Source organism: Halomonas sp. S3-1-1 (assembly GCF_023757625.1).
GTDB lineage: Bacteria > Pseudomonadota > Gammaproteobacteria > Pseudomonadales > Halomonadaceae > Vreelandella.
In genome coordinates, this window is record NZ_JALGBZ010000002.1 from 225,209 (window position 1) to 247,189 (window position 21,981).

The 21,981-nt window shown below is 60.3% G+C and carries 19 protein-coding genes; 9 read left to right on the forward strand and 10 right to left on the reverse strand.

What is annotated here, in order from left to right; genetic code table 11:
- Window positions 1-85 precede the first annotated feature (85 nt).
- From MQW23_RS06125 to mtgA, 3 genes are all read left to right on the forward strand, one after another.
- Entirely contained in the window at window positions 86-1,195 is a 1,110-nt protein-coding gene (locus tag MQW23_RS06125) for an S-(hydroxymethyl)glutathione dehydrogenase/class III alcohol dehydrogenase (RefSeq protein ID WP_252106950.1), read from the forward strand.
- An 89-nt stretch (window positions 1,196-1,284) separates the two neighbouring features.
- Complete coding sequence (fghA, locus tag MQW23_RS06130; protein WP_252106951.1) at window positions 1,285-2,139, forward strand: S-formylglutathione hydrolase; 855 nt, start codon at window positions 1,285-1,287, stop codon at window positions 2,137-2,139.
- Window positions 2,140-2,149: 10 nt separating this feature from the next.
- On the forward strand, window positions 2,150-2,866 hold the full coding sequence (gene mtgA, locus MQW23_RS06135; RefSeq protein ID WP_252106952.1) for a monofunctional biosynthetic peptidoglycan transglycosylase: 717 nt from the start codon (window positions 2,150-2,152) through the stop codon (window positions 2,864-2,866).
- On the opposite strand, the gene MQW23_RS06140 is transcribed toward mtgA, so the two are convergent.
- Window positions 2,848-3,789 (reverse strand): DMT family transporter, encoded by a 942-nt coding sequence (locus tag MQW23_RS06140; protein WP_252106953.1) that lies wholly within the window; start codon window positions 3,787-3,789, stop codon window positions 2,848-2,850. The two genes, mtgA and MQW23_RS06140, sit on opposite strands and share 19 nt — an antisense overlap.
- A 130-nt stretch (window positions 3,790-3,919) precedes the next feature.
- On the opposite strand from MQW23_RS06140, the gene MQW23_RS06145 reads away from it, so the two are divergent.
- From MQW23_RS06145 to MQW23_RS06155, 3 genes are all read left to right on the forward strand, one after another.
- A complete protein-coding gene (locus MQW23_RS06145; RefSeq protein WP_252106954.1) occupies window positions 3,920-4,312 on the forward strand; it encodes a DUF4168 domain-containing protein in 393 nt (130 codons plus the stop codon).
- A 183-nt stretch (window positions 4,313-4,495) separates the two neighbouring features.
- Window positions 4,496-6,397, forward strand: a complete 1,902-nt coding sequence (locus MQW23_RS06150; RefSeq protein WP_252106955.1) for a DUF294 nucleotidyltransferase-like domain-containing protein — start codon at window positions 4,496-4,498, stop codon at window positions 6,395-6,397.
- Between the two features lie 10 nt (window positions 6,398-6,407).
- Window positions 6,408-7,133: a 3'-5' exonuclease gene (locus MQW23_RS06155; protein WP_252106956.1), complete on the forward strand. Its 726-nt coding sequence runs from the start codon at window positions 6,408-6,410 to the stop codon at window positions 7,131-7,133.
- Window positions 7,134-7,258: 125 nt separating this feature from the next.
- Here the strand turns inward: MQW23_RS06155 and MQW23_RS06160 are convergent, their stop codons facing one another.
- The 4 genes from MQW23_RS06160 to MQW23_RS06175 form a co-directional block, all read right to left on the reverse strand.
- Window positions 7,259-8,899 (reverse strand): BCCT family transporter, encoded by a 1,641-nt coding sequence (locus MQW23_RS06160; RefSeq protein ID WP_396237802.1) that lies wholly within the window; start codon window positions 8,897-8,899, stop codon window positions 7,259-7,261.
- Between the two features lie 176 nt (window positions 8,900-9,075).
- Window positions 9,076-9,945, reverse strand: a complete 870-nt coding sequence (locus MQW23_RS06165; protein ID WP_252106958.1) for a glycine betaine ABC transporter substrate-binding protein — start codon at window positions 9,943-9,945, stop codon at window positions 9,076-9,078.
- A gap of 161 nt (window positions 9,946-10,106) precedes the next feature.
- Window positions 10,107-10,943, reverse strand: a complete 837-nt coding sequence (locus MQW23_RS06170; RefSeq protein ID WP_252106960.1) for an ABC transporter permease — start codon at window positions 10,941-10,943, stop codon at window positions 10,107-10,109.
- On the reverse strand, window positions 10,943-12,145 hold the full coding sequence (locus MQW23_RS06175; RefSeq protein ID WP_252106961.1) for a quaternary amine ABC transporter ATP-binding protein: 1,203 nt from the start codon (window positions 12,143-12,145) through the stop codon (window positions 10,943-10,945). The genes MQW23_RS06170 and MQW23_RS06175 overlap by 1 nt, the downstream gene beginning before the upstream one ends.
- Window positions 12,146-12,572: 427 nt before the next feature.
- Here MQW23_RS06175 and MQW23_RS06180 point away from each other — a divergent pair, with 427 nt between their 5' ends.
- Together MQW23_RS06180 and MQW23_RS06185 are read left to right on the forward strand one after the other, a co-directional pair.
- Complete coding sequence (locus tag MQW23_RS06180) at window positions 12,573-13,010, forward strand: hypothetical protein (protein WP_252106963.1); 438 nt, start codon at window positions 12,573-12,575, stop codon at window positions 13,008-13,010.
- A gap of 251 nt (window positions 13,011-13,261) precedes the next feature.
- A complete protein-coding gene (locus MQW23_RS06185) occupies window positions 13,262-13,459 on the forward strand; it encodes a hypothetical protein (protein WP_252106964.1) in 198 nt (65 codons plus the stop codon).
- Between the two features lie 78 nt (window positions 13,460-13,537).
- Here MQW23_RS06185 and MQW23_RS06190 read toward each other — a convergent pair whose 3' ends face one another.
- From MQW23_RS06190 to MQW23_RS06210, 5 genes are all read right to left on the reverse strand, one after another.
- The gene (locus MQW23_RS06190; protein WP_252106965.1) at window positions 13,538-14,935 is read right to left on the reverse strand and encodes a sigma-54-dependent transcriptional regulator; all 1,398 of its coding nucleotides are present in this window, start codon (window positions 14,933-14,935) and stop codon (window positions 13,538-13,540) included.
- Window positions 14,936-14,946: 11 nt separating this feature from the next.
- A complete protein-coding gene (locus MQW23_RS06195; protein WP_252106966.1) occupies window positions 14,947-16,395 on the reverse strand; it encodes a sensor histidine kinase in 1,449 nt (482 codons plus the stop codon).
- A gap of 57 nt (window positions 16,396-16,452) precedes the next feature.
- Window positions 16,453-17,619 (reverse strand): PQQ-dependent sugar dehydrogenase, encoded by a 1,167-nt coding sequence (locus tag MQW23_RS06200; protein WP_252106967.1) that lies wholly within the window; start codon window positions 17,617-17,619, stop codon window positions 16,453-16,455.
- A gap of 69 nt (window positions 17,620-17,688) precedes the next feature.
- Window positions 17,689-18,564 (reverse strand): AEC family transporter, encoded by an 876-nt coding sequence (locus MQW23_RS06205; protein WP_252106968.1) that lies wholly within the window; start codon window positions 18,562-18,564, stop codon window positions 17,689-17,691.
- A gap of 109 nt (window positions 18,565-18,673) precedes the next feature.
- Window positions 18,674-19,588, reverse strand: a complete 915-nt coding sequence (locus MQW23_RS06210) for a LysR family transcriptional regulator (RefSeq protein WP_252106969.1) — start codon at window positions 19,586-19,588, stop codon at window positions 18,674-18,676.
- A gap of 201 nt (window positions 19,589-19,789) precedes the next feature.
- On the opposite strand from MQW23_RS06210, the gene MQW23_RS06215 reads away from it, so the two are divergent.
- The gene (locus MQW23_RS06215) at window positions 19,790-21,778 is read left to right on the forward strand and encodes a ligand-gated channel protein (protein WP_252106970.1); all 1,989 of its coding nucleotides are present in this window, start codon (window positions 19,790-19,792) and stop codon (window positions 21,776-21,778) included.
- Window positions 21,779-21,981: the final 203 nt, after the last annotated feature.

The following is a 21,981-nucleotide window of genomic DNA, read 5'->3' on the forward strand; positions in this document are numbered from 1 at the left end:
ATATCCCTGTTTATCCCGTTCGCACAGGTGGCTACACTGGCTGGCATGGAGCAAACGTTTGGCTCTTTATCCCAGGAGATTTGATATGAAGTCACGCGCTGCGGTAGCGCTTGAAGCGGGTAAACCGCTCGAGCTCGTCGAGATCGACGTCGAGGGTCCGAAAAAGGGCGAAGTGCTGGTGAAGATGGCCGCTACGAGCGTTTGTCACACCGACGCCTATACGCTGTCAGGCGCAGACCCGGAAGGGCTCTTTCCCTCGGTGCTGGGCCACGAAGGCGCCGGTATCGTCCAGGAAGTGGGCGAGGGCGTCACCAGCCTGAAACCCGGCGATCACGTGATTCCGCTCTACACCGCCGAGTGCGGCGAGTGCAAGTTCTGCAAGTCCGGCAAGACCAACCTGTGCGGCAGCGTGCGTGCCACCCAGGGTAAGGGCGTGATGCCCGACGGCACCTCGCGCTTCTCCCTCGACGGTAAAAAGCTGCACCACTACATGGGCACTTCGACCTTCAGCGAGTACACCGTGGTACCGGAAGTATCGCTGGCGGTAGTATCGCCGGAAGCGCCGATGGACAAGATCTGCCTGCTCGGGTGCGGCGTGACCACCGGTATCGGCGCGGTGCTCAACACTGCCAAGGTCGAGCCGGGTGCAACGGTTGCCGTGTTTGGCCTGGGCGCCATTGGTTTGGCGGTCATCCAGGGCGCGGTCATGGCGAAGGCGGGCCGGATCATCGCCATCGACGTCAACGAGGATAAGTTCGAGCTCGCCAAACAGTTCGGCGCCACCGACTTCGTCAACCCGAAGAAGTACACCGATCCGATTCAGCAGGTCATCGTCGATCTGACCGACGGCGGCGTCGACTACTCTTTCGAGTGCATCGGTAACGTCAACGTCATGCGCTCGGCGCTGGAGTGCTGCCATAAGGGCTGGGGCGAGTCGATCGTCATCGGCGTGGCCGGTGCCGGCGAAGAGATCTCCACTCGTCCGTTCCAGCTGGTTACCGGCCGGGTCTGGAAAGGCTCGGCGTTTGGCGGTGTCAAAGGCAGAAGCGAGCTTCCTGGTTATGTAGAGCGCTACATGAACGGCGAGATCAACATCGACGACTTCATCACCCACGACATGCCCTTCGAGAAGATCAACGAAGCCTTCGATCTGCTCCACGAAGGCAAGAGCATTCGTACCGTACTGCACTTCTAAGCGACCTGCGTGTATTAACGCTATAGTCAAAAGAGAGAATAAAACGCGGTGGGCCCTCCCGCCGCGTTTTCATCTTTAGGAGCTTACTCATGAGCATGAGCGAAACCCTGGAACTCGTGTCGGCCAACAGAAGCTTTGGCGGCTGGCACAAGCGCTACCGCCACTACTCCCGGGCGCTGGACTGCAATATGGTCTTCGCCGTTTACCTGCCGCCACAGGCCGAAAACGAGCGCGTGCCGCTGGTTTGGTGGCTCTCCGGACTCACCTGTAACGACGAAAACTTCATGCAGAAAGCCGGCGCTCACCGCGTGGCCGCCGAGCTCGGCATCGCTATCGTCTGTCCGGACACAAGCCCACGGGAAACCGATCTGCCCGGCGAGCACGAAAGCTTCGATTTCGGCTCCGGCGCCGGCTTCTACGTCAACGCCACCCAGGCGCCCTGGAAAAGCCACTATCGCATGTACGACTACGTGGTCGAGGAGCTTCCATCGGTGGTGCGCCAGCACTTCCCGGTCAACGGGCGCGAGTCTATCAGCGGCCACTCCATGGGCGGCCACGGCGCGCTGATTCTGGCGCTGCGCCACCCTGGTCGCTTTAGCTCGGTCTCGGCGTTCTCGCCGGTGGTGAACCCGATGAACTGCCCCTGGGGCAAGAAAGCGTTCACGAATTACCTTGGCGAGGATGAATCGAGCTGGCGCCAGTACGACGCCTGCGAGCTGGTAGCCAACGGCGCCTCGCGCCAGCGCCTGTTCATCGACCAGGGCGATGCCGACCAGTTTTTGGAAGAGCAGCTCATGCCCGAGCGTCTGGAGGAGGTGTGCGAAGAGCACGATCACCCGCTAACGCTTCGCCGTCAGCCAGGCTATGATCACAGCTACTTTTTCATCGCCTCGTTCATCGAAGATCATTTGCGCTATCATGCGCAGCATCTCATGAAACGCTAAGGATGCTGTAATGCTCAATCGCGCGCTGCGCCGCTGGCTTAAACGACTCTGGCGTATCCTCTGGCGTGGCGCGCTGGCCTTCGTGGTGCTCTCGGTCGCGCTGGTGCTACTGTTCAAGGTGGTGCCGCCGCCGGGGTCGATGGTCATGGTCGAGCGCAAGATTCAGAGCATCATCGCCGGCGAGCCGATCACCATCACCCGCCAGTGGCGAAGCTTCGACGAGCTCTCGAGCAACGCCAAGCTCGCCGTCCTTGCCGCGGAGGATCAGCGCTTTCCCGAGCACCGCGGCTTCGATTTTGTCGAACTCAAGCGCGCTTGGCAGGCAAGCCAGGACGGCTCGCGCCTGCGCGGGGCGAGCACCTTGAGCCAGCAAACCGCCAAGAACGTGTTTCTCTGGAGCGGCCGAAGCTGGCTGCGCAAGGGGCTCGAGGCCTGGTTTACGCTGTTGATCGAAACCTTTTGGAGCAAGACCCGCATTCTCGAGGTGTACCTGAACGTGGCCGAGTGGGATACCGGCGTCTTCGGCCTCGAAGCCGCGGCGGATCACTACTTTGGCGCCTCGGGCAGCGCGATGACCGAGCGCCAGGCGAGCCTGTTGGCGGCGATTTTGCCCGACCCGCGTAACAGAAGCGCCGCTCGTCCGGATGCCCAGGTCGAGCGGCGCAGCCAGTGGATTCGCCGGCAGATGCGAAACCTGGGCGGGGTCGGCTACCTGGAACGGCTTTGATCCGGCGGCGAGCGCCGGATCACCAGCATCACCCCGACAATGGCCACGGCCATACCCACCAGGCCCAATAGCGGCAGCCGCTCATCGAACAGCCACCACGCCTGTAGCGCCGTGACCGGCGGCACCAGATAGAAAAGGCTCGCCACTTTCGACGCTTCGCCCTGCCGTATCAGCGCCATCAGCAGCAGAATGGCGGCGATCGACAGCACCAGTACCAGCCAGCCAAGAGTCAATAGAAACGTCGGCGCCAGCGTCACCTCGCGGGTTTCGAGCAAAAGCGCCCCACCCCCCAGCAGCGCCCCGGCCGCTAAATACTGAATCACCGTGCCGGAAAGAAGCGCCATCTGCGTACAGAAGCGTTTTTGGTAGAGCGTGCCCAGCGAAATGCCCAGCAGGGCGACGAGCACACACGCCAGCGCATCAAAACCGAAACCATCAAAAAGTTGCCGACCGAACTCCAGCTTGCTACCCAGTACCAGTGCGATGCCGGCAAGCCCCAGTGAAAGCCCCACCCATTGCAAGCGCGTGAGACGCTCGCCTAAAAAAGGGCCGGCCAGAAGCGCCGTCAACAGCGGCTGAAGCCCCACCAGCAGCGCGGCAAGCCCCGACGGCATGCCCAGATAAATGCCGTAAAACACGCCGCCCAGATACGCACCGTGCACCAGACATCCCGAAACGCCGATGTGCGCCCAAAGCGCCGGCGCGTGCGGCCAGGGCGCTTTCATGAAGAAGGCCAGCGGTACCAGCAGCAACAGCGTCAGTACGAAGCGAATGAATAAAAAGGTGAACGGCTCGGCGTAGGGCAGGCCGAATTTGGCGCCAATGAAGCCCGTGCTCCAAAGCAGTACGAACACAAGCGGCATGGCCGTAAGGCCTGCATGCGTTATTCGCGCGCGGGGCGTGGCATCGGTCGAGAAGCGCATGGCTCACCTTTAAGAATGGGTTTTTCATTTGTTAACTTATTGTTACTTATAATTACACTAAAAATTGAACCTGTTGGAGCGTGCTGCGTCTGAGTCACCACACACATAACGCGCATAGAGGTTTCTTATCATGCAACGATTGACTGCCTTGTTTTCAGCTGCACTTCTTGCAACCGGTTTGATGGCAGGTACTGCCCAAGCCCAGCAGGAACAAGAGCCAGCGCAGGATTCCGTGGCCACCCAACAAGCCGCCCCGACGCAGGACTTCTCTGACGAGCAGCTACAGCAGTTCGCCGATGCTTCTCAAGAAATCGCCGTGATCTCGCAAGAGTACACACAGCGTCTGCAGGAAGCAGAAGACGAGTCCGCTCAACAGGAAGTTCGCGCTGAAGCCAACGAGCGCATGATCGAAGTGGTCGAAGGCAGCGGTCTGGACGTCGACACGTTCAACGCGATCGGCCAGTCCATCCAGCAGGATCCGGAAATGATGCAGCGCGTTCAAGAGATGGCCAGCCAGTCCTGATGGGACTGACGCCAAGCCCCGACCGGTTAAGTGTCGGGCGCGCTCCTTAAGGCGTCAAGCAGGTTATCAACTCTAAAAGCCCGGCGTTTTTCGCCGGGCTTTTTTGTGCGCGCTGCTTTACCGCCCAAGGATATGCCGCCAAACTTGGTGCCAAACGGGCGAGCGCTTCACCGAGGAGTCATTATGGATGTGGAACTGTGGGAAATACGCCAGCATATGGGGCAGTTTCCCCCCTTCGATGGGCTGTCTGACGAGCTTTTGGACGCGATCGCTGAAAGCGTCGAGATACGCTACTTCAAGACCGGCACCGAGGTCCTGAAACTCAACGAAGTGCTCGACGAGCTTTGCTATATCCGAAGCGGCGCGGTCGAGGTCTATCGACGCCGAGGCGAGCTTTACAATCGCTTGGGGGAAGGCGATATCTTCGGCCATTTCAGTCTGATGCGTAATCATCGCGTACGCTTTCCCGCTACCGCCATCGAAGACACCCTGATGTACTTCATCCCAAAGGACATTTTTCAGCGCCTTTGTGAGGAGGACGAGGATTTCGCCGACTTCGTCGAGCTCGAGCGCCCGCGCCTTGAAAGCGTCGCGCAGCAGCAGAAGAAATCCAACGACATGATGGTCACCCGGATTCGCAAGCTGGTCACGCGCTATCCGGTCATGGTGGAGTCGACCATCAGTGTTCAGGACGCAGCGATCCAGGTCGGCCAAGCCCAGGCCTCGGCGGTACTGGTGATCAACGAGGGCAGCGACAACCCGCGCTACAGCTTCAAGGACAGCGAGGGCAAGACTTGGCAGATGTGCGGTATCCTCACCGACAGCGATTTCCGCAACCGGGTAGTGGCCAAGGGGCTATCGCCGCAAACCTCGGTGGGCGACGTGATTTCCGATCATCTGATCACGGTGCAGTCCGACGCCTCGGTATATGAGGCGATGCTGATCATGCTGCGCAGCAACGTCCACCATCTGCCAGTGCTCTACCGCCAGCGCCCGGTCGGCGTGGTGCATCTCTCCGATATCATCCGCTACGAAACTCACAGCGGGCTTTATCTGGTGAGCAATATCTTCAATCAGGCAAGCGTTCAGGGGTTGGCGCGACTTGCATCAGACGTGCGAGCCGCCTTTGTGCGCATGCTTCAGGAGGGCGCCAACTCGGTCATGGTCGGAAGCGCGCTGTCGACCATCGGGCGCAGCTTCACCCGGCGGCTTCTGGAGCTTGGCGAGCAGGAACTCGGCCCGCCGCCGGTGCCGTACTGCTTCATGGTCAACGGCTCCATGGCGCGCAACGAGCAGGGCATCGTCACCGACCAGGATAACGCTCTGATTCTTTCGGACCGTTTCGACCCGGAGCAGCACGACGAGTACTTCAAGGCGTTGGCCAGGATCGTTAGCGACGGGCTGGATGCCTGCGGCTACCCCTACTGCAAGGGCGATATCATGGCGACCAACCGTCAGTGGCGCCAGCCGCTGCACGTCTGGAAGGGCTATTTCGAGGAGTGGATCGCCAACCCGACGCCGGAGAAGCTGCTTCACAGCTCGATCTTTTTCGATCTGGACAGCATCTACGGCGAGGATCACTACGTGGAAACGCTGCAGGACTTGATCGCCCAGCGCGCGCCCCAAGCCCCGCGCTTTCTTGCCGCCATGGCGCGAAACGCGCTCAACCGCACGCCGCCGCTGGGGTTTTTCCGCACCATCGTCATGGAGAAGGACGGCAAGCACAACAACTCCATCAACCTCAAGCGCCGCGGCACCGCGCCGATGGTGGATCTGATTCGCGTCCACGCCCTGGCCTGCGGCTCCAAGGCACAAAACAGCTTTCAGCGCTTGAACGATATCGACAACACCCAGCTGCTCGCCTCGGGCGTGAGCGACAAGCTGAGCTACGCGCTCGAATTTCTGCACATGTCCCGGCTTCGTCACCAGATGATCGACCTTCAGGAGGAGCGCGAGCCGGACAACAACATCGAGCCGGAAAACGTCGACGACAGCGAGCGCCACACCCTCAAGGACGCCTTCCAGGTGCTGAGCAACGCGCAGAAGTTCTTGAAATTCCGCTACCCCATCCCGGCCCAGCGCTAAGGACGTCACCATGAAAGGAATACGCCCGCGCCAGCGCGTTAATCAGGCCGACTGGAATGGCTACATGAAAAAGCGGGGTGCGGTCGCCCAGGACGACATCTTGAAGCGCTTTTTCGACACCGAACTGCCGGGGCCGGATACGCCCATTTCGGAAGTGCCGATGGTAGCGCTGGATATGGAGACTACCGGGCTCGACGAGCGCCGCCACGCCATCGTCAGCATTGGCTTGATTCACTTCACCCTCGATCGTATCCCGCTTTCCAGCCGGCGCTACTGGGTGGTCAAGCCGCCCCGGCCGCTGAGCGAGGAGTCGGTAACGTATCACCACATCACCCACTCGGAAGTGAGCGACGCGCCGGATCTGGATGAGATACTCGAGCCTCTGCTCGACGAGCTGGCCGGGCGGCTCGTCGTGGTGCACTTTCGCAACATCGAGCGGCCGTTTCTGGACGCCGCGGTGAAGTCACGCCGCGGCGAAGGGGTGCTGTTTCCCATGATCGACACCATGTCGCTGGAGGCAAGGCTCCACCGTCAAACGCTCTGGTCGCGGTTTCGCCGCTGGCTGGGCCGTCCGCCGGTCTCCATTCGATTGGATGCCAGCCGCCAGCGCTACGGGCTTCCCACCTATCAGGGCCACCACGCGCTGACCGATGCGCTGGCTACCGCCGAACTCTTCCAGGCGCAGGTGGCGCACCGCTACTCCCGCGATACGCTGCTCAAGACCTTTTGGTGTTAAAACCGGCGCAGGCGCCAGTACCTTCAAGCATAAAAAAACGGGCAGCCATTTGGCTGCCCGTTTTCATACTGCCTACGGTGGATCGATGCTCGATCGCACTTTCTTTTAATCGTACTTTCTTTCAATCATACGGCCTTGGGTTCGCTCATCAGGCCCTTGATGATGGCGTAGCACGACACCAACAGGATAAGCGCGAAGGGCAGGCCGGTAGAGACCGCCATGGTCTGAAGCGCCGTCAGACCACCGCCTAGCAGCAGCGCGATAGCGATCGCCCCCTCGATGGAGGCCCAAAACACGCGCTGGGGAATCGGCGAGTCGACCTTGCCGCCAGCGGTGATCGAATCGATGACCAGCGAACCGGAGTCCGACGAGGTCACGAAGAAGACGATGACCAGCACGATGGCGATGAAGGAGGTGATATCCGACAGCGGCAGCTGCTCCAGCATCAGGAAGAGCTGTAGATCGACGCCGGCTTCGCGTACCGTTTCGATGCCTTGACTGACGTACTGATCGATCGCGGTACCGCCGAAGGTAGTCATCCAGAGCACCGAGACGACCGAAGGAACGATCAATACCGAAATCAGAAACTCACGCACCGTACGGCCGCGCGACACGCGGGCGATGAACATGCCGACGTACGGAGACCAGGAGATCCACCAGGCCCAGTAGAAGGCGGTCCAGCCGTGGGTAAAGCCAACGTCTTCACGCCCGAAGGGGTTGGAGAGCGCGGGCAGATTGACCACGTAGTTGAAAAGATTCTCGAAGAAGCCGGTGGCGATGAACAGCGTCGGTCCTACGGCGATGACGAAGAACAAAAGCGCGGCGGCCAGGGCGATGTTGATCTTGGAGAGCAACTGAACGCCCTTGTCGACGCCGGCCACGATCGAGCAGATGGCCACACAGGTAATGCCCACGATCAAAAGAATCATGGTGATATCGCTTTCCGGCGCGCCGAAAAGATACGTGAGGCCTGCAGCGGCTTGAGTAGCGCCCAGCCCCAGTGAGGTGGCAAGACCGAAAAGCGTGGCGAACACCGCCAGAATATCGATCAAGTGCCCCGGCCAGCCCCAGACGCGCTCGCCCAGAATCGGATAGAACACCGAACGCATGGAGAGCGGAAGGCCCTTATTGAAGGCAAAGAGCGCGAGCGACAGCGCAACGACGGCATAGATTGCCCACGGGTGCAGGCCCCAGTGGAAGATGGTCGCGGCCATGGCAAGCGCCGTCGCACCCGCTGCGTCACCTTCGGCGCCGGAAAGCGGTGCGCCGCTGCCGCCCTCGAAGGAGGTGCCAAAGTGGGTTAGCGGCTCGCTGACGCCAAAGAACATTAGGCCAATGCCCATGCCCGCGGCGAACAGCATCGAAAACCAGCCCATGTAGGTAAAATCCGGTTTGGCGTTGGCACCGCCAATGCGAATTTTACCTAGTGGCGAGACGATCAGACCAAGACAGAGAATGACGAAAATATTGGCGGTAAGAATGAAGAACCACGCCAGATTACCGGTCAAAAAGTTGAAGATGGCGTCGTAAATGAACGAGATGTTGTCCTGTAGCGCCAGTGTGAGAACGACGAACAGCGTAACGACGATGGAGGAAATGGTGAAGACTTTACCGTGGAGGTCGAGCCTCAAACCCATTTTTTCGGCGGTGAAGTTGTCCTGACCAATAACGTAATCGGTATCGATGAGGTTCGCTGGCCCGTCTGGGGAGGGAATACCCTCACCGACCGGCTCTTCCTTAGGCTGGTTGGGTTTTTCGTTTTCCACTCGATCTTTCTCCATGTTGAATCGAATTCGCTAGGCGCACGGCCAGAGGGCTGCTCTACAAGACGGGGCCACAGCACTTGCCCGTCAGTTGTATAAGAAACAACCCCCATGCACAAACTGTTTGTACAAACCTTTTATAAACCCGGCGCATTTAATGCACCGGGTAACGGTCGTGGTTACGAATCGAGCCACTGCTCGACGACGTCCTGGTTCTCTTCGACCCACTGCTTGGCGTTTTCATGGGGGTCGCTGCCGTCTTCCTGGTTCATGAGCATGACCTCGCCCATCTGCTCTGGCGTCCACTCGAAGGCGTCCAGAATGGCGTAGGCGCCGGGCATGTCGTCCTCGAAGCCGTTGCGCACCACGGTGTGGATCTGCTCGGCGCCACCGTATACTTCTTCCGGATCGTCCAGGTACTTGAGGTCCCAACGGGCGAACATCCAGTGCGGGGTCCAGCTGGTTACGACGATATCTTCTTCGTTGTTGATGGCGCTATCCAGTGCGGCGGTCATGGTCGCACCGCTACCGCTACGCAAATTCAGATCGAGATCATAGGTATCCACGACCTCTTCGGTAAGGCTCATCAAGCCTGCGCCCGGGTCAATACCGATGATCTCGTTATCGAACAGCTCGGCGTTGTCGTTAAGATCGGCAATAGAGTCAACATCGGTGTATTCGGGAACGACCAGGCCTAGCTTGGTGCCGTCCAGGTTCGGACCCAAATCTTCGACGTCGCCTTCAATGCGCTCCATATAGTCGGCGTGGGTGGTCGGAAGCCAGGCTGCGACGATCGCGTCGGCGTCGCCAGTCGAAAGCGCCTGAAACATGGCCGCAGCAGAAAGCGAGGTCATGTTCACCTCATAACCTTCCTGCTCGAGCACGGCAGCGATCACGTTGGTCGAGGCGACTTCAGAGGACCACTCGACGTAGGCCAAATTGACCGTGCCCTGCTCCTGGGCCTGAGCGACGCTGCCAGCGAGCAGGGCGCTACCGGTCATGAGACCGAGGGTGGCAAGACGAACAGAACGATTGATACGAGTTTTCATGCTGTTTCCCTTTTTTTGAATATGTAACGCTTTATAAAAGGCAAGAGCCTTCATCTTATGAGAGGCCAAAACGCGCGAGAACACCGGTTTTGGCTTCCCAAGCATGGTGGCTTATAGCGCGGGCTTCAAGTTTTGAGCGCCCGCGCGACAAGCCCATGGCCTCATTGACGCTTTGATTTACGCAGCGCTTGAGTCAAACGATCGAGCAGCATGGCCAGAATGACCACCGCGATACCGGCCTCGAAGCCATCGCCCGGGCGCAGGCGCTGAATGGCGCGCCATACTTCGCTACCCAGCCCGTCGGCGCCGATCATCGCGGCGATTACCACCATCGACAGCGCCAACATGATGGTCTGGTTGATACCGGCCATCACTGTGGGCAGCGACAGCGGCAGCTGCACCTTGAAGAGTTTTTGACTGCGCGTGGCGCCGTAGGCATCGGCGGCCTCGATCAGATCCGTCGGGACCTGACGAATGCCGAGCGTGGTAAAGCGAATGGCCGGGGGCATGGAGAAGATCACGGTGGCGAAAATCGCCGATACCGCGCCGATACCGAAAAATGGAATCGCTGGAATCAGGTAGACGAACGCCGGCATGGTCTGCATGAAATCGAGAATCGGCATGATCACCTTGTAAAGGCGATCGGAAAGTGCTGCCAGGATGCCGATGGGAAGCGCGATCACGACCGCCACGAGCGTGGCGATCACTACCAGCGTCAGCGTCTCGATCATCGGGTTCCAAAGATCCATGTTCCAGATCAGCGCAAGGCCTGCCACTGCGCCGATCGCCAGGCGCGGGCTCGCCAAGCGCCAGCAGAGCAGGGCGATAAGCGCCATCAGCGCCCACTCGGGAAGCCACATCAAAGCGTCGTTCAGGCTGTTGATACCGGTTTGGGTCACGCGTGAAATCGCACGTGTGACGACCGAGTATTCGCTGGTCAGCCAGCGCAGTGCGGTTTCGATCCAGTTACCCAGAGGAATGCGGGGAATGTTGTCCATCACTGATCTCCTGCTCGTGCCAATTCATCCAGTACCGCGCCCTTGACGACGACGCCGAGAAGGCGCTTTTCCTCGTCGACCACGGCAATCGGGAAGCCTTTTTCGCTAAACATGGCGAACAGGTGCTGTAGAGGCTCCTCGGGGGTGACTTGACGAAAATCCTGAGTCAGGTAGGCATTCAGCGTTTCGTCACCGGCTTCGATGGCCTGGCTTGCGGCGTCCGCTTCCAACAGCCCCTTGAGGCGGCGGTCGCGGTCGGTCACGTAGACGGAGTCGATACTATAGTCGCGCATGCGGCGAAGCGCGGTGCGAGGGCCGTCGGTGTCACGGATGCTGGTGCGTACCGGGCGCATCGCGCTCTCCGCGGTCAGAATGCGCGAGCGGTCGACCCCCTCGATGAAGCGGCGAACGTAGTCGTCGGCGGGCTGGGTCAAAATCTCTTCCGGCGTGCCGATCTGAACCACTTCGCCATCCTTCAACAGCACGATGCGATCGCCGATCGACAGCGCCTCGTCCAGGTCGTGGGTGATGAACACGGTGGTTTTCTGCATGCGCGTTTGAAGCTGCAAAAGCTCCTGCTGCATCTCCTTGCGGATCAACGGGTCGAGCGCAGAGAACGCCTCGTCCATCAGCAGAACGCTGGCATCGTTTGCCAGCGCCCGGGCAAGGCCTACGCGCTGCTGCATACCGCCGGAAAGCTGGTTGGGGTAGGCATCTTCCCAGCCGCCAAGACCCACCTGCTGCAGCGAGTTGTAGCCAAGCTCTTTACGTTTGGCCTTATCGATGCCGCGAATCTCGAGGCCGAATTCGGCGTTTTGCTGAACGGTGCGGTGGGGGAAGAGGGCGAAGTTCTGAAACACCATGGAGAAGTGACGACGGCGACACTCGAGAAGCTTCTTCTCGCCGAGCGAAGGAATGTTCTCATCGTCGATGACGATCTCGCCTTCGGTGGAATCGATCAGGCGATTCAAACAGCGAATCAGGGTGGACTTGCCGGAGCCCGAAAGCCCCATGATGACCAGTAGTTCACCTTCGTAAACGTCGAAGGAGATATTGGAAAGGCCCAACGTTTGACCGGTCTGCTCGAGTATTTCCGGGCGCTTGAGGCCCTGGTCGCGTAGCTCGAGCGCTTTTTTCGGCTGTTTCCCAAATACCTTGCTTAAATTGCGAACCTTGATTTTGACAGGACGTGTTTCATCCATTAATCGAACCTTTTTATGGGGTGATTTATCGTTGGCTATCTCACTAACGCGCAGACTGTTGGTGCCAAGGCCTGCCACGGTTTCCTGGAGATCATAAAAGTAAATTAACGATGACTCGCTGAATTATTAAAAATTATTATACATAGATGGCATCAATGTGTCACAACGCCCGGCTCGTACGGTGAACTAACGCTACATGTGTCATTTTGCCCCTGTTCATCATTAGCATAGATTAATCCAAAAGCGTGAGAAAATTTTTTATAAGTTTATGATTTTATGAATAAAATATAGATAGTGTGCTGGAGTGGCACGGGTTGTGTAACTTCGCTTTCAACGACACGCGTTGAAATTCAGGGTCGAAGGATTCGACGCTAGCGCCAGAGACGGCAGCCTGACTATTTCGCAGGATTCGATGGAGGCAGGTTTTATGGATAAGCATTTTGTGGATAAACAAGGCAAACCGACGTTCAAACGCAAATCCCTCATTGCTCTTGGGATGCTGCTGACCGCCAGCACATTGACGCTTGCGGGCTGCGGTGGCGACGATGAAGACGAGATGCCGCCAGCCCCGCAGCCCGAGACCATGGAGCAGGGCGGCACTGCTAATGATCCGGCCATGAACGAAGAGCCCGGTATGGCCAATGATTCGGCCATGAGTAACGATCCGGCAATGGCCGACGACCCGGCGATGAGCGACCCGGGCCTCGAAAGTAATGCCACGACCTCGCAAGAGCCGATGCCGAGTGACGAAGGCGCCATGAACGATCAGGACCCGGAAGAGAATCCCGGTTTTGGCGATGGCACCGAGCCGATGCCCGGCTCCGCACCTGGCGACGGCGAGCGTGAAGACGAAACCACCCAGTAAATTGAATCAGTAAGATGACCGCTCCCTACGGTAATGAATCGAGCGGGCTGTCCGTTCCCTGCGGCTGCGCTCAATGATTCATTACCATTACCCCCGCGCCTGCGGGGGTTTTTTTGTGCTCTTGAGGGTGAAGGGCGTTGGAAACGCTGAGGGTACTGGCAAAAACCGCGCGCCAGCGCTAGGTTTAAAAGGCCCTACACGGGTAGATCGCTTCAAGGAACGCGACTTCACAAGGTCAAGGAGAAAGACACATGGCACAACAACGTGGCGACCGTTCTAAAGCGCTGCTGCTAAGCGCTCTGCTGGCTTTTGGTGCGCTAAGCCTTGCCGGCTGTGGCGACGATACCGATGCGCCCAACCCGGACGCCGAGCCCGAGGAGCAGCAGCCCATGGGCACTGGCCCAATGTCCAACGACGATGCCGGCGAAACGCCGAGTGACGGCGTCTAACCGAGCGCCTGCGGTTTTGATCTCTCAATGGCCAGACAGCCTCGACTGTCTGGCCATTTTTTTGCCATCAACGCGTGGCTAGCTATCGTCTTCGAGGCGACGGTAGAGCGTGCGGCGGGCGATGCCCAGCACTTCGGCGGTGCGCCGCTTGTTGCCGCCGGTCGCCTCGAGCACCTTGCGGATATAGCGCTTTTCGACCTCCTCGAGGCTTGGCCAGCGGGCGGGCGCCGGGGCGGGCGTCTGGGTGCCCGAGAGCACTTCACCACTGAGCGTGGGGGTAAACTCGGCCTCCGATTGGGCGCTGACGTGATCGCGAAGCCGCTCCGGCAGATCGCCATGCTGTAATACGCCCTCTTCGCTGAGGGTGACGGCGCGCATGACCGCGTTTTCGAGCTCGCGCACGTTGCCCGGGTAGGAGTAGCTAAGCAGCGTATTGAGCGCCTCGGGCTCGATCTGCTCGATCTGCTTGCCCTGGGCATCAGAGTGTTTGTCGATCAGCGCAAAAATCAGATGCTCGATGTCGCTGCCGCGCTCGCGAAGCGGCGGAATGCGCAGCGAAAAGGTCTCCAAACGGTAGAACAGATCGCTTCTAAAATTCTGCGCTTCGATCTCCTTTTCCAGATCGCGGTGGGTCGCGGCGATGATGCGCACGTCCACCGGCTCTTCGCGCTCGCCGCCCACCGGGCGAATCGTTTTCTCCTGCAGCGCACGTAGCAGCTTGGCCTGCAGGTTGATCGGCATTTCGCCGATCTCGTCGAGAAACAGGCTGCCGCCCTGAGCGCTTTGGAAAAGCCCCTTGCGCGCTTCGTTGGCGCCGGTGAAGGCACCTTTGACGTGGCCGAAGAACTCGCTCTCCATCAGGTCGGCGGGGATGCTGGCGCAGTTGACCGGCACGAAAGGGGCCTCACTTCGCGGGCTCTCCTGGTGAATGGCGCGGGCCATAAGCTCCTTGCCGGTGCCACTTTCGCCCAGAATGAGGATCGGCGCGCTGCTTTTGGCAAGCCTGGAGGCGTCGTGGAAAAGCCCCTGCATGGTCGGGCTTTTACCCACGATGCCGTGAAAGTGAGTCAGCTCGGCGTCGTGGGCAAGCGCCAGGCGCTGGCGCTCGAGGACGCGAAAAACCGCCTCGCGAATGGCGTCCAGATCCAGCGGCTTGGTGAGAAAGTCATTGGCGCCAAGCTTGAGCGCCTCGACCGCCTGGTCGATGGTGCCAAAGGCGGTAATCACGATGATGCCAAGCTCCGAGCCGCTTTGGCGAAGCTGTTGCAATAGCTGGATACCCGACATGCCCGGCAGGCGCACGTCGGTGATCATCATCGCCACCGGCGTGTGGCTCAAAAGCGCCACGGCCTCTTCGGCGCTCGAGACGCCAAGCGTGGTATAGCCGGCGTCATTGAGCTCCTCTTCGAGCAGCTCGCGGATGGCGGGGTCGTCCTCGACGACCAAAAGTGGTAAAGCGTGTTCCTGTTCGGTCACAAACGTTTTCCTCAAGCGGATGCGGTGTCTTCACTCAAGGGGAGGGTGATTTCAAATCCTGCTCCCCCGAGGGCGCTGTCGAACACGCCAATCGTCCCGCCGTGATCATTGATAATGCGGTGTACCATCGAAAGCCCCAGCCCGCTACCTTGGCCCACGGGCTTGGTGGTGAAAAACGGATCGAATACCTGCTGGTGGTGCGATACCGGAATGCCCGGGCCGTCGTCCTCGACCCAAAGCGTTATTTCACGGCTATTTTGCTGGGCGCGAACCCTGATAAGGCTAACATCCATCGCCTGGGCGGCGTTGCGCAGCAGATTGGTCAGCACCTGCACGACCTGCTGGCCGTCGGCCATCACCCAAAGCGGTGGCGTTGGGAGCGTGACGTCGAGACGAATGCCGCGGGGCTCCAGCTCCTCTTCTACCAGCTGGCTGGCGCTGGTTATAAGGTGATCGAGCGACTGTCTCTCTTTCTCGACGTTGTGCTGGCGGCCAAGCTCCATGAGCTGGCGCACGATCTCGACGATGCGCTCGACCTCGCCGCGAATGCGCCCAAGCCTTGCGCGCTCATCGTCGCCGATCACGTCGCGCCGTGCCAGGCGCTGGGCCTGGCCGTTGATGACGGTGAGCGGCGCGCCGATCTCGTGGGCCACCCCGGCCGCCAGCACGCCAAGCTCAGCGAGCTTTTTGGATTTACGCAGGCGTTTTTCGAGCTCGATTTCACGCTCTCGCCGGGCGTCGATATCGCGGTCCTTCTCGGCCATGGCGTCGAGCATGCCGTTGAGCCCGGAGGCCAGCCGGCGATACTCCGCCGGCCCCTCAACGCTTGCGCGCTGGCGCCGGTCGCCATCCTCGACCAGCAGCATCACGCGTAGAAGCTGGTTCAAGGGCCGCTCGATGTAGCGCCGAAACCCCCACCAGATACTGAGTACGATACCGCCAGCGCCGATAATGAACACCAGCACCGCCACGATACTGATAAAGCCCGTGTAGTTCTCGATACCGGTATTGAGCCGGTTGACCTGCAGCACGCCGTAGACGGTGCCATCCTGGGTGCGCAGCGGAATCAGCGCCGAGTAGTAGGTCCAGCCGTCGTGCTGGCGGTAGTTGCTATAAAGATCGTCCCGCGAGATCACGCTTTGAATCTCGTCCGGGGTGAAGAGATTCTTGCCAAGCCCCAGCCCGTAGATTTCCCGACCCTGCACGTCGAACACGTACGCGCCGTAGATCCGGTGAAACGAGAACGCCGACTGCAGCGCCTCTTCCAGGGGAGCGGCGCTTTCGCGGGCGACGGCGTAGCTTAGCGAGGTGCTTAGCGCCCGAGTGATGATCTCGACCTCGGTTTGAAGCTTGGAACGCACGTTATCCTCGAGCGCTTTGATCGCTACGAAGCTGAACGCCACCAGCGCCACGAACAGCGGCACGATGACCGTCAGAATCATTAAATTGCGTAAGCGCATCGCGTGTCCGTCGCCGCCAAGGGGTTATAGAAGCTGTTAAAAAAAGTCGTTCAAGCGTCAGTCGGTTGGCAGCAGGCGATAAAGCCCGCCCTGGTCGCTGTCGGTCAAAAGATAAATGCCGCCGTCCGGGCCCTGGCGCACGTCGCGAATGCGCCCGACTTCACCCTCGAGCACCACTTCGCTATCCACGACGCGGCCGCTGTCGATCACGAAGCGCTCGAGCTTTTCGCTGGAAAGACCGCCGGCGAGCAGATTGCCCTGCCAGGTGGTGAAGCGTTCGCTGTTCACCTCGGCAAGCCCGGACGGCGCAAAGCGGCCATCAAGGGCGACGGCCGGGTCGGTCATCCCCGGCTTGGAATCGACGCCCAGCGGCTCGTTGGTGGCGTAGTCGTTGCCCAGAGTGACCTCCGGCCAGCCGTAGTTGAGCCCGGCTTCGATCAAATTCAGCTCGTCGCCGGTGCGCGGGCCGTGCTCGGATACCCAGAGCTCGCCGTTGTCGCGAACCGTCATGCCCTGGATATTGCGATTGCCCAGCGTATAGATTTCATCGAGCGTGTCGCCGTCATCGATGAAAGGGTTGTCGTCAGGCACGCCGCCGGTTTCGGTCAGGCGCAGGGTGGAGCCGGCGTGATCGTCGCGGGCCTGGGCGCGGGTGGGGTCGGAGCCGCGATCGCCCACGCTCATGACCAGCGTGTCGTCCAAAAGCCACGCTAGCCGCGAGCCGTAGTGACGCCCGGGCCCTGAAGCCCGGTCCTGCTCGAACAAGTGCTCGACTTCACCCAAACCGTCGCCTTCCCAGTGCACCCGTGAAAGTGCGGTGCGCGTGCCGTTTTGGTCCGGCTTGCTCCAGGTGAAGTAGATCCAGTCGTGCTCGCCGTCGCCAAAATCCGGGTGGAGCACCACGTCCAGAAGCCCGCCCTGGCCCTGGGTGCTGACCTCGGGCATGCCCTCGAGCGCCTCGATATGGCCTTGGCCATCCACCAGGTTGAGCGTACCGCGTCGCTCGCTCACCAGATACCGGCCGTCGGGTAGAAACGCGACCGCCCAGGGGCGGGTCAAACCGTCGGCCACACGCTCGATCGAGAACCTAACGGCGTCGGTTTGAACCGCCTCGTGAATCATCTGGGCTTGGGCGCTAACGGCGCCGGTTAACAGCAAAAGACCACCCAAAACGCAAGAGGCGCGGCGAAGGGGTGAGGACAACGGGGCAGTGGGGTAGAACATGAGCTCTCCGACCAAGGGGTGACGTCGACCCAGCAGTGACTGCGCGTGCGCGAGAAGGTTTCCTACACGCTACATCATAAACGCCAGCAATGCAGGCAGATAGAAAAGCGCCAACAGCGTTGAGCAGAACACCAGGCTTGCCACGTAGACCGGCTCGCGCTGAGCGCGCTGGGCGAACAGATAGTTGAACACCGCCACCGGCATGCACATCTGCAGCACCAGAATCATCTGCGCGAGCGCCGGCAGATTCAAAAGCTCGGCTACCAGCCAGGCCGTGGCGGCGGCCAGCGGAATGCGCACCAGGCTAAAGCCGAGCCCCGAGCGCAGGTTGTCGACCCGGATGCTCGCCAGCGATACGCCCAGGGTGATCAGCATCAGCGGTACGGTAAAGCCGGACATCAAATCAACGGTGTTGGCGATCCAGCCAGGCAGCGCCGTGTCGGAGAGCATCAGCGCCATGCTGATCAAAATGGCGTAGACCGTCGGCGTTTTGACCAGCGTTTTGAGCGGATTACCCCGGCTCGAGAGCATGGCGCCGATGGTGAACTGAAAAAGCGACACGGTCACCATGACGGTGATGCCGTAAACGAAGCCGGCGCTGCCAAACGCGTAGAGCACGACCGGCAGGCCCATGTTGCCGGTGTTGGGGTACATCATGGGCGCGATGAGCACTTTCCAGTCGCGGCGCAAAAGCCTGGCCACGCCAAAGGACGCCACGCCCATCAGGCTGATGACCAGCGCGGCGGCCAGCATGGTCTTGCCGAAGGTGTGGGCGTCGATCGAGGCGCCGGCAAGCGAGGCCAGCACCAGCGCCGGCGTGCCAATGTTGAACACCAGCCGGGTGACGAATTCGATCGGGTAGGGGTAGCCCAGGCGCACCCAGAAAAAACCCAGGCCGGCACCGGCCAGCACCGGGGCCATCACGGCGAACAGTTCAACGAGCATGGAGCGTTCCTGGCAAGCGTAAACGCCTATTGTCATCAATCGGGTCGTTAGCTGGCAAGGTTTCCCGGCGATCGTACGGCCACCCAAGCGTGAATGCCGGGCGAAAAGGCTAGGCGAACAGCGGCGGCGCCTGCCACTGGTGCGGCACGTGCTCGCGCAGGCAGCCCAGCAGCGCGCTGACCCGGCGCGAGTGATGCCCGAACGCGTAGAGCATCGACACCGGCAGTGGCTGGGGCTCCCAGCCCGCTAGGCACGGTACCAGCTCGCCGGGGTGGTGCATTTCGCGCTGATGGACGATCCAGTGCGGCAAAAGCCCGATGCCCTGGCCGTTGGCGATCGCGTCCACGTGGATCAGGGTTTGATCCACTCTGAGCCGCGAGCGGGGCGGCGAAAACACGTACTCCGGGGCGCTGGCGTGATAAAGCGGCAGGCGAGTCGTGTCGGTGTCGAGCAGGTCGATCCAGGCGTGGTGATCCAGGTCGCTCGGGTGAGTAAGCGCAGGTGCCTGGGCCAGATAGCGCGGGCTAGCGTAGAGCCCACGGGTGAGCTGCCCAAGGCGCTCCTGGTTCAGCCCGCATTCGTCGAGCGCGCCAAGCCAGATATGCACACTGTTGGTTTGAAGCGTCGTGGATGGCCTTTCCCGGCTCTGAAGCGTGAGTTCGATGCCCGGGTGGCGATCGAGAAAGGTATCCACGACTTTGGAAACCCAGTTGCGGGCAAGCGCGCCGTGAACCTCCAATGTGATCTTGCCGCTAATCTCCTCGCGAAGCTCCGACAGCGCCTCCTGGCTTTGCCGGGCCAACGTCAAAAGCTCCGTGCAGTAGCCGTGAAAAAGCAGCCCGGCTTCGGTAGGCGTTAGCTGGTTCGCTTGGCGGCGCAAAAGCGGCTGGTTCAAGCGCGACTCGAGCTGGCTAATGCGCCGGCTTAGCGTGGATTTGGCCACTCCCATGCGCTGGGCGCTGCGGGTCAGGCTGCCGGTCGCCATGACGTCCGAAAACGCGTTGAGTTCGTCGAAGTCGTACATGAAATCGGGCCCGCGAGCAAAAGAGGCCCATTGTGCCAGTAATGGCCACAAATGAAAATAAGAGCTATTTGTGTTGCGGTTCCAGCAACTCCGCGTTCCCCCGCATCCGGTAGTGAATGTGAGAGCATGTGAATGCTAATTATTAGCATTCAACAAGCAATAACACTATTACGATATCCGGATCTTCATAGGAACTGCGTCATGTCATTCCCCTTGCGCAAAACGCTGCTGGCAAGCGCGATTTCGTCTTTGATCGTCACGCCGGCCTGGGCACAAGAGAGCACATCCCTGAACGATGTCGTCGTCACGGCGGCGGGCTTCGAGCAGCAAACCACTAACGCCCCCGCATCCATCAGCGTGCTCTCTCGCGAAGAGATCGAGCGCGGCTACTACCGGGACGTCACCGACGCGCTGCGTGACGTGCCGGGCGTCACCATCACCGGCGGCGGCGCCGGCGACAATGGCAACGACATCTCCATTCGCGGCATGCCTTCGCAATACACGCTGATTCTGGTCGACGGCCGCCCGCAAAACTCACGCGAATCGCGCCCGAACGGCAGCGCCGGGTTCGAGCAGGATTGGCTGCCGCCGCTGCAGGCCATCGAGCGTATCGAGGTGGTGCGCGGGCCGATGTCGACGCTTTACGGCTCCGATGCCATTGGCGGGGTCATCAACATTATCACCCGCCAGGTAGCCGATGCGTGGCACGGCAACGTACAGTTCGACACCGTTTTGCAGGAAGACAGCGATTCCGGCGATAGCCGCCAGACCAACTTCTATGTCAGCGGGCCGCTGGTGGACGACCGGCTGGGGCTGCAGGTGTATGGCCAGGCCTCTCAGCGCGACGAGGACGATATCGTTAGCGGCTACGAAGATAAAAGCCTGCAGAGCCTCACCGCGCGCCTAAGCCTGAGTGCCAGCGACAACCATGATTTTACCGCCGAGGCGGGCATTACCGAGCAACAGCGCCTGTCACGCGTCGGACGCTCGACCGCCGCGGACGGATGTCGCGGCGGCTGTTCGGACAGCGATAACGACTTCTCCAACGACCACGTGGCGCTGACCCACAGCGGCCGCTTCGACTGGGGCACCACCGAAACCTTCGTGCAGCGCGAAAACAGCCGCAACGATTCGCGCGATATCGAAATCACCAACACGAACGTCAAGACCAGCGCCATTTTACCGCTGGGCATGCACATGCTCACGGTGGGGGCAAACTACGAAGAGGAGTCGCTCGAGGACAGCACGACCAACCAGGTCTCGGATCGCACTAGCATCGATGGCAGCCAGTGGGCGCTGTTCGTGGAAGACGAGTGGATGATCACTCCCACTTGGGCGATCACCGGCGGTCTGCGCCTGGACGACGACGAAAACTACGGCAGCCACGTCAGCCCGCGCCTTTATAACGTCTGGAACATGACGCCGGACTGGACGCTCAAGGGCGGTGTCTCCACCGGCTACCGCTCCCCCAACCTGCGCGAGATCACCGCCGACTGGGGGGCGATCAGTCGCGGCGGCACCACCTACGGCAACCCGGATCTGGAGCCGGAAACCTCGCTCAACAAGGAAATCGCGCTGCTGTATGCCGATGAAAACGGTTTGAGCGGAAGCCTCACGCTGTTCCATAACGACTTCGAGGACAAGATCACGCGGCTACCCTGCATTTCGGTCGGCTTGGGCGAGCAAGAGTGCCCGGCCGCGACGCAGTTCGATATCGACGCTAACGGCGAGCTCAATACCAATACGCGCATCAACGTCGACGATGCCATCACCCAAGGCGTCGAGGCCAGCCTGAGCGCGCCGCTTGGCGATGCGCTGGCGCTAACGGCAACCTATACCTACACCGATTCCGAGCAGAAAAGCGGTCAGAATCAAGGCGAGCCGCTCAACCAGCTGCCCAAACACCAGGTGTCGGCGACGCTCGATTGGGACGTAAACGGGCGTCTCAACCAGTGGACCAAACTGACCTACCGCGGTGAAGAGAGCCAGCCCACCAGCGGTCCTTCTCGCGGCTCGCTGGTGGCACCGTCCTACACCTTCGTGGACACCGGCCTTGGCTACCGCCTCAACGACACCGCAACGGTCAGCGCGGGTATCTATAACCTGTTCGACGAAAGCATCACCCCCGAGGAGTACGGCTACATCGAAGACGGGCGCCGCCTTTGGTTGGGCCTGAATATCGAGTTCTAACGCCACCCCGCGTGATCACCTCATTGAAAACGGCTACCTCGGTAGCCGTTTTTGGTTAGCACTTGTGAGAGAGCGCCCGTGAGAGAAAGCCTTATGAGACAGCGCGAAAACCGATAATCACCGCGCCTGTCATTCAGCCGCCGAGACAAAAAAGCCCCGGCCAAGGCCGGGGCTGAATCAGCAAGCGATATCAAACGAACCGC

Excerpts from the sequence above, each read along its gene's own strand:
- MQW23_RS06125 (WP_252106950.1), top strand. The coding sequence starts at position 86 with ATGAAGTCACGCGCTGCGGTAGCGCTTGAAGCGGGTAAACCGCTCGAG.
- fghA (WP_252106951.1), top strand. The coding sequence starts at position 1,285 with ATGAGCATGAGCGAAACCCTGGAACTCGTGTCGGCCAACAGAAGCTTT.
- mtgA (WP_252106952.1), top strand. The coding sequence starts at position 2,150 with ATGCTCAATCGCGCGCTGCGCCGCTGGCTTAAACGACTCTGGCGTATC.
- MQW23_RS06140 (WP_252106953.1), bottom strand. The coding sequence starts at position 3,789 with ATGCGCTTCTCGACCGATGCCACGCCCCGCGCGCGAATAACGCATGCA.
- MQW23_RS06145 (WP_252106954.1), top strand. The coding sequence starts at position 3,920 with ATGCAACGATTGACTGCCTTGTTTTCAGCTGCACTTCTTGCAACCGGT.
- MQW23_RS06150 (WP_252106955.1), top strand. The coding sequence starts at position 4,496 with ATGGATGTGGAACTGTGGGAAATACGCCAGCATATGGGGCAGTTTCCC.
- MQW23_RS06155 (WP_252106956.1), top strand. The coding sequence starts at position 6,408 with ATGAAAGGAATACGCCCGCGCCAGCGCGTTAATCAGGCCGACTGGAAT.
- MQW23_RS06165 (WP_252106958.1), bottom strand. The coding sequence starts at position 9,945 with ATGAAAACTCGTATCAATCGTTCTGTTCGTCTTGCCACCCTCGGTCTC.
- MQW23_RS06170 (WP_252106960.1), bottom strand. The coding sequence starts at position 10,943 with ATGGACAACATTCCCCGCATTCCTCTGGGTAACTGGATCGAAACCGCA.
- MQW23_RS06175 (WP_252106961.1), bottom strand. The coding sequence starts at position 12,145 with ATGGATGAAACACGTCCTGTCAAAATCAAGGTTCGCAATTTAAGCAAG.
- MQW23_RS06180 (WP_252106963.1), top strand. The coding sequence starts at position 12,573 with ATGGATAAGCATTTTGTGGATAAACAAGGCAAACCGACGTTCAAACGC.
- MQW23_RS06185 (WP_252106964.1), top strand. The coding sequence starts at position 13,262 with ATGGCACAACAACGTGGCGACCGTTCTAAAGCGCTGCTGCTAAGCGCT.
- MQW23_RS06195 (WP_252106966.1), bottom strand. The coding sequence starts at position 16,395 with ATGCGCTTACGCAATTTAATGATTCTGACGGTCATCGTGCCGCTGTTC.
- MQW23_RS06200 (WP_252106967.1), bottom strand. The coding sequence starts at position 17,619 with ATGTTCTACCCCACTGCCCCGTTGTCCTCACCCCTTCGCCGCGCCTCT.
- MQW23_RS06205 (WP_252106968.1), bottom strand. The coding sequence starts at position 18,564 with ATGCTCGTTGAACTGTTCGCCGTGATGGCCCCGGTGCTGGCCGGTGCC.
- MQW23_RS06210 (WP_252106969.1), bottom strand. The coding sequence starts at position 19,588 with ATGTACGACTTCGACGAACTCAACGCGTTTTCGGACGTCATGGCGACC.
- MQW23_RS06215 (WP_252106970.1), top strand. The coding sequence starts at position 19,790 with ATGTCATTCCCCTTGCGCAAAACGCTGCTGGCAAGCGCGATTTCGTCT.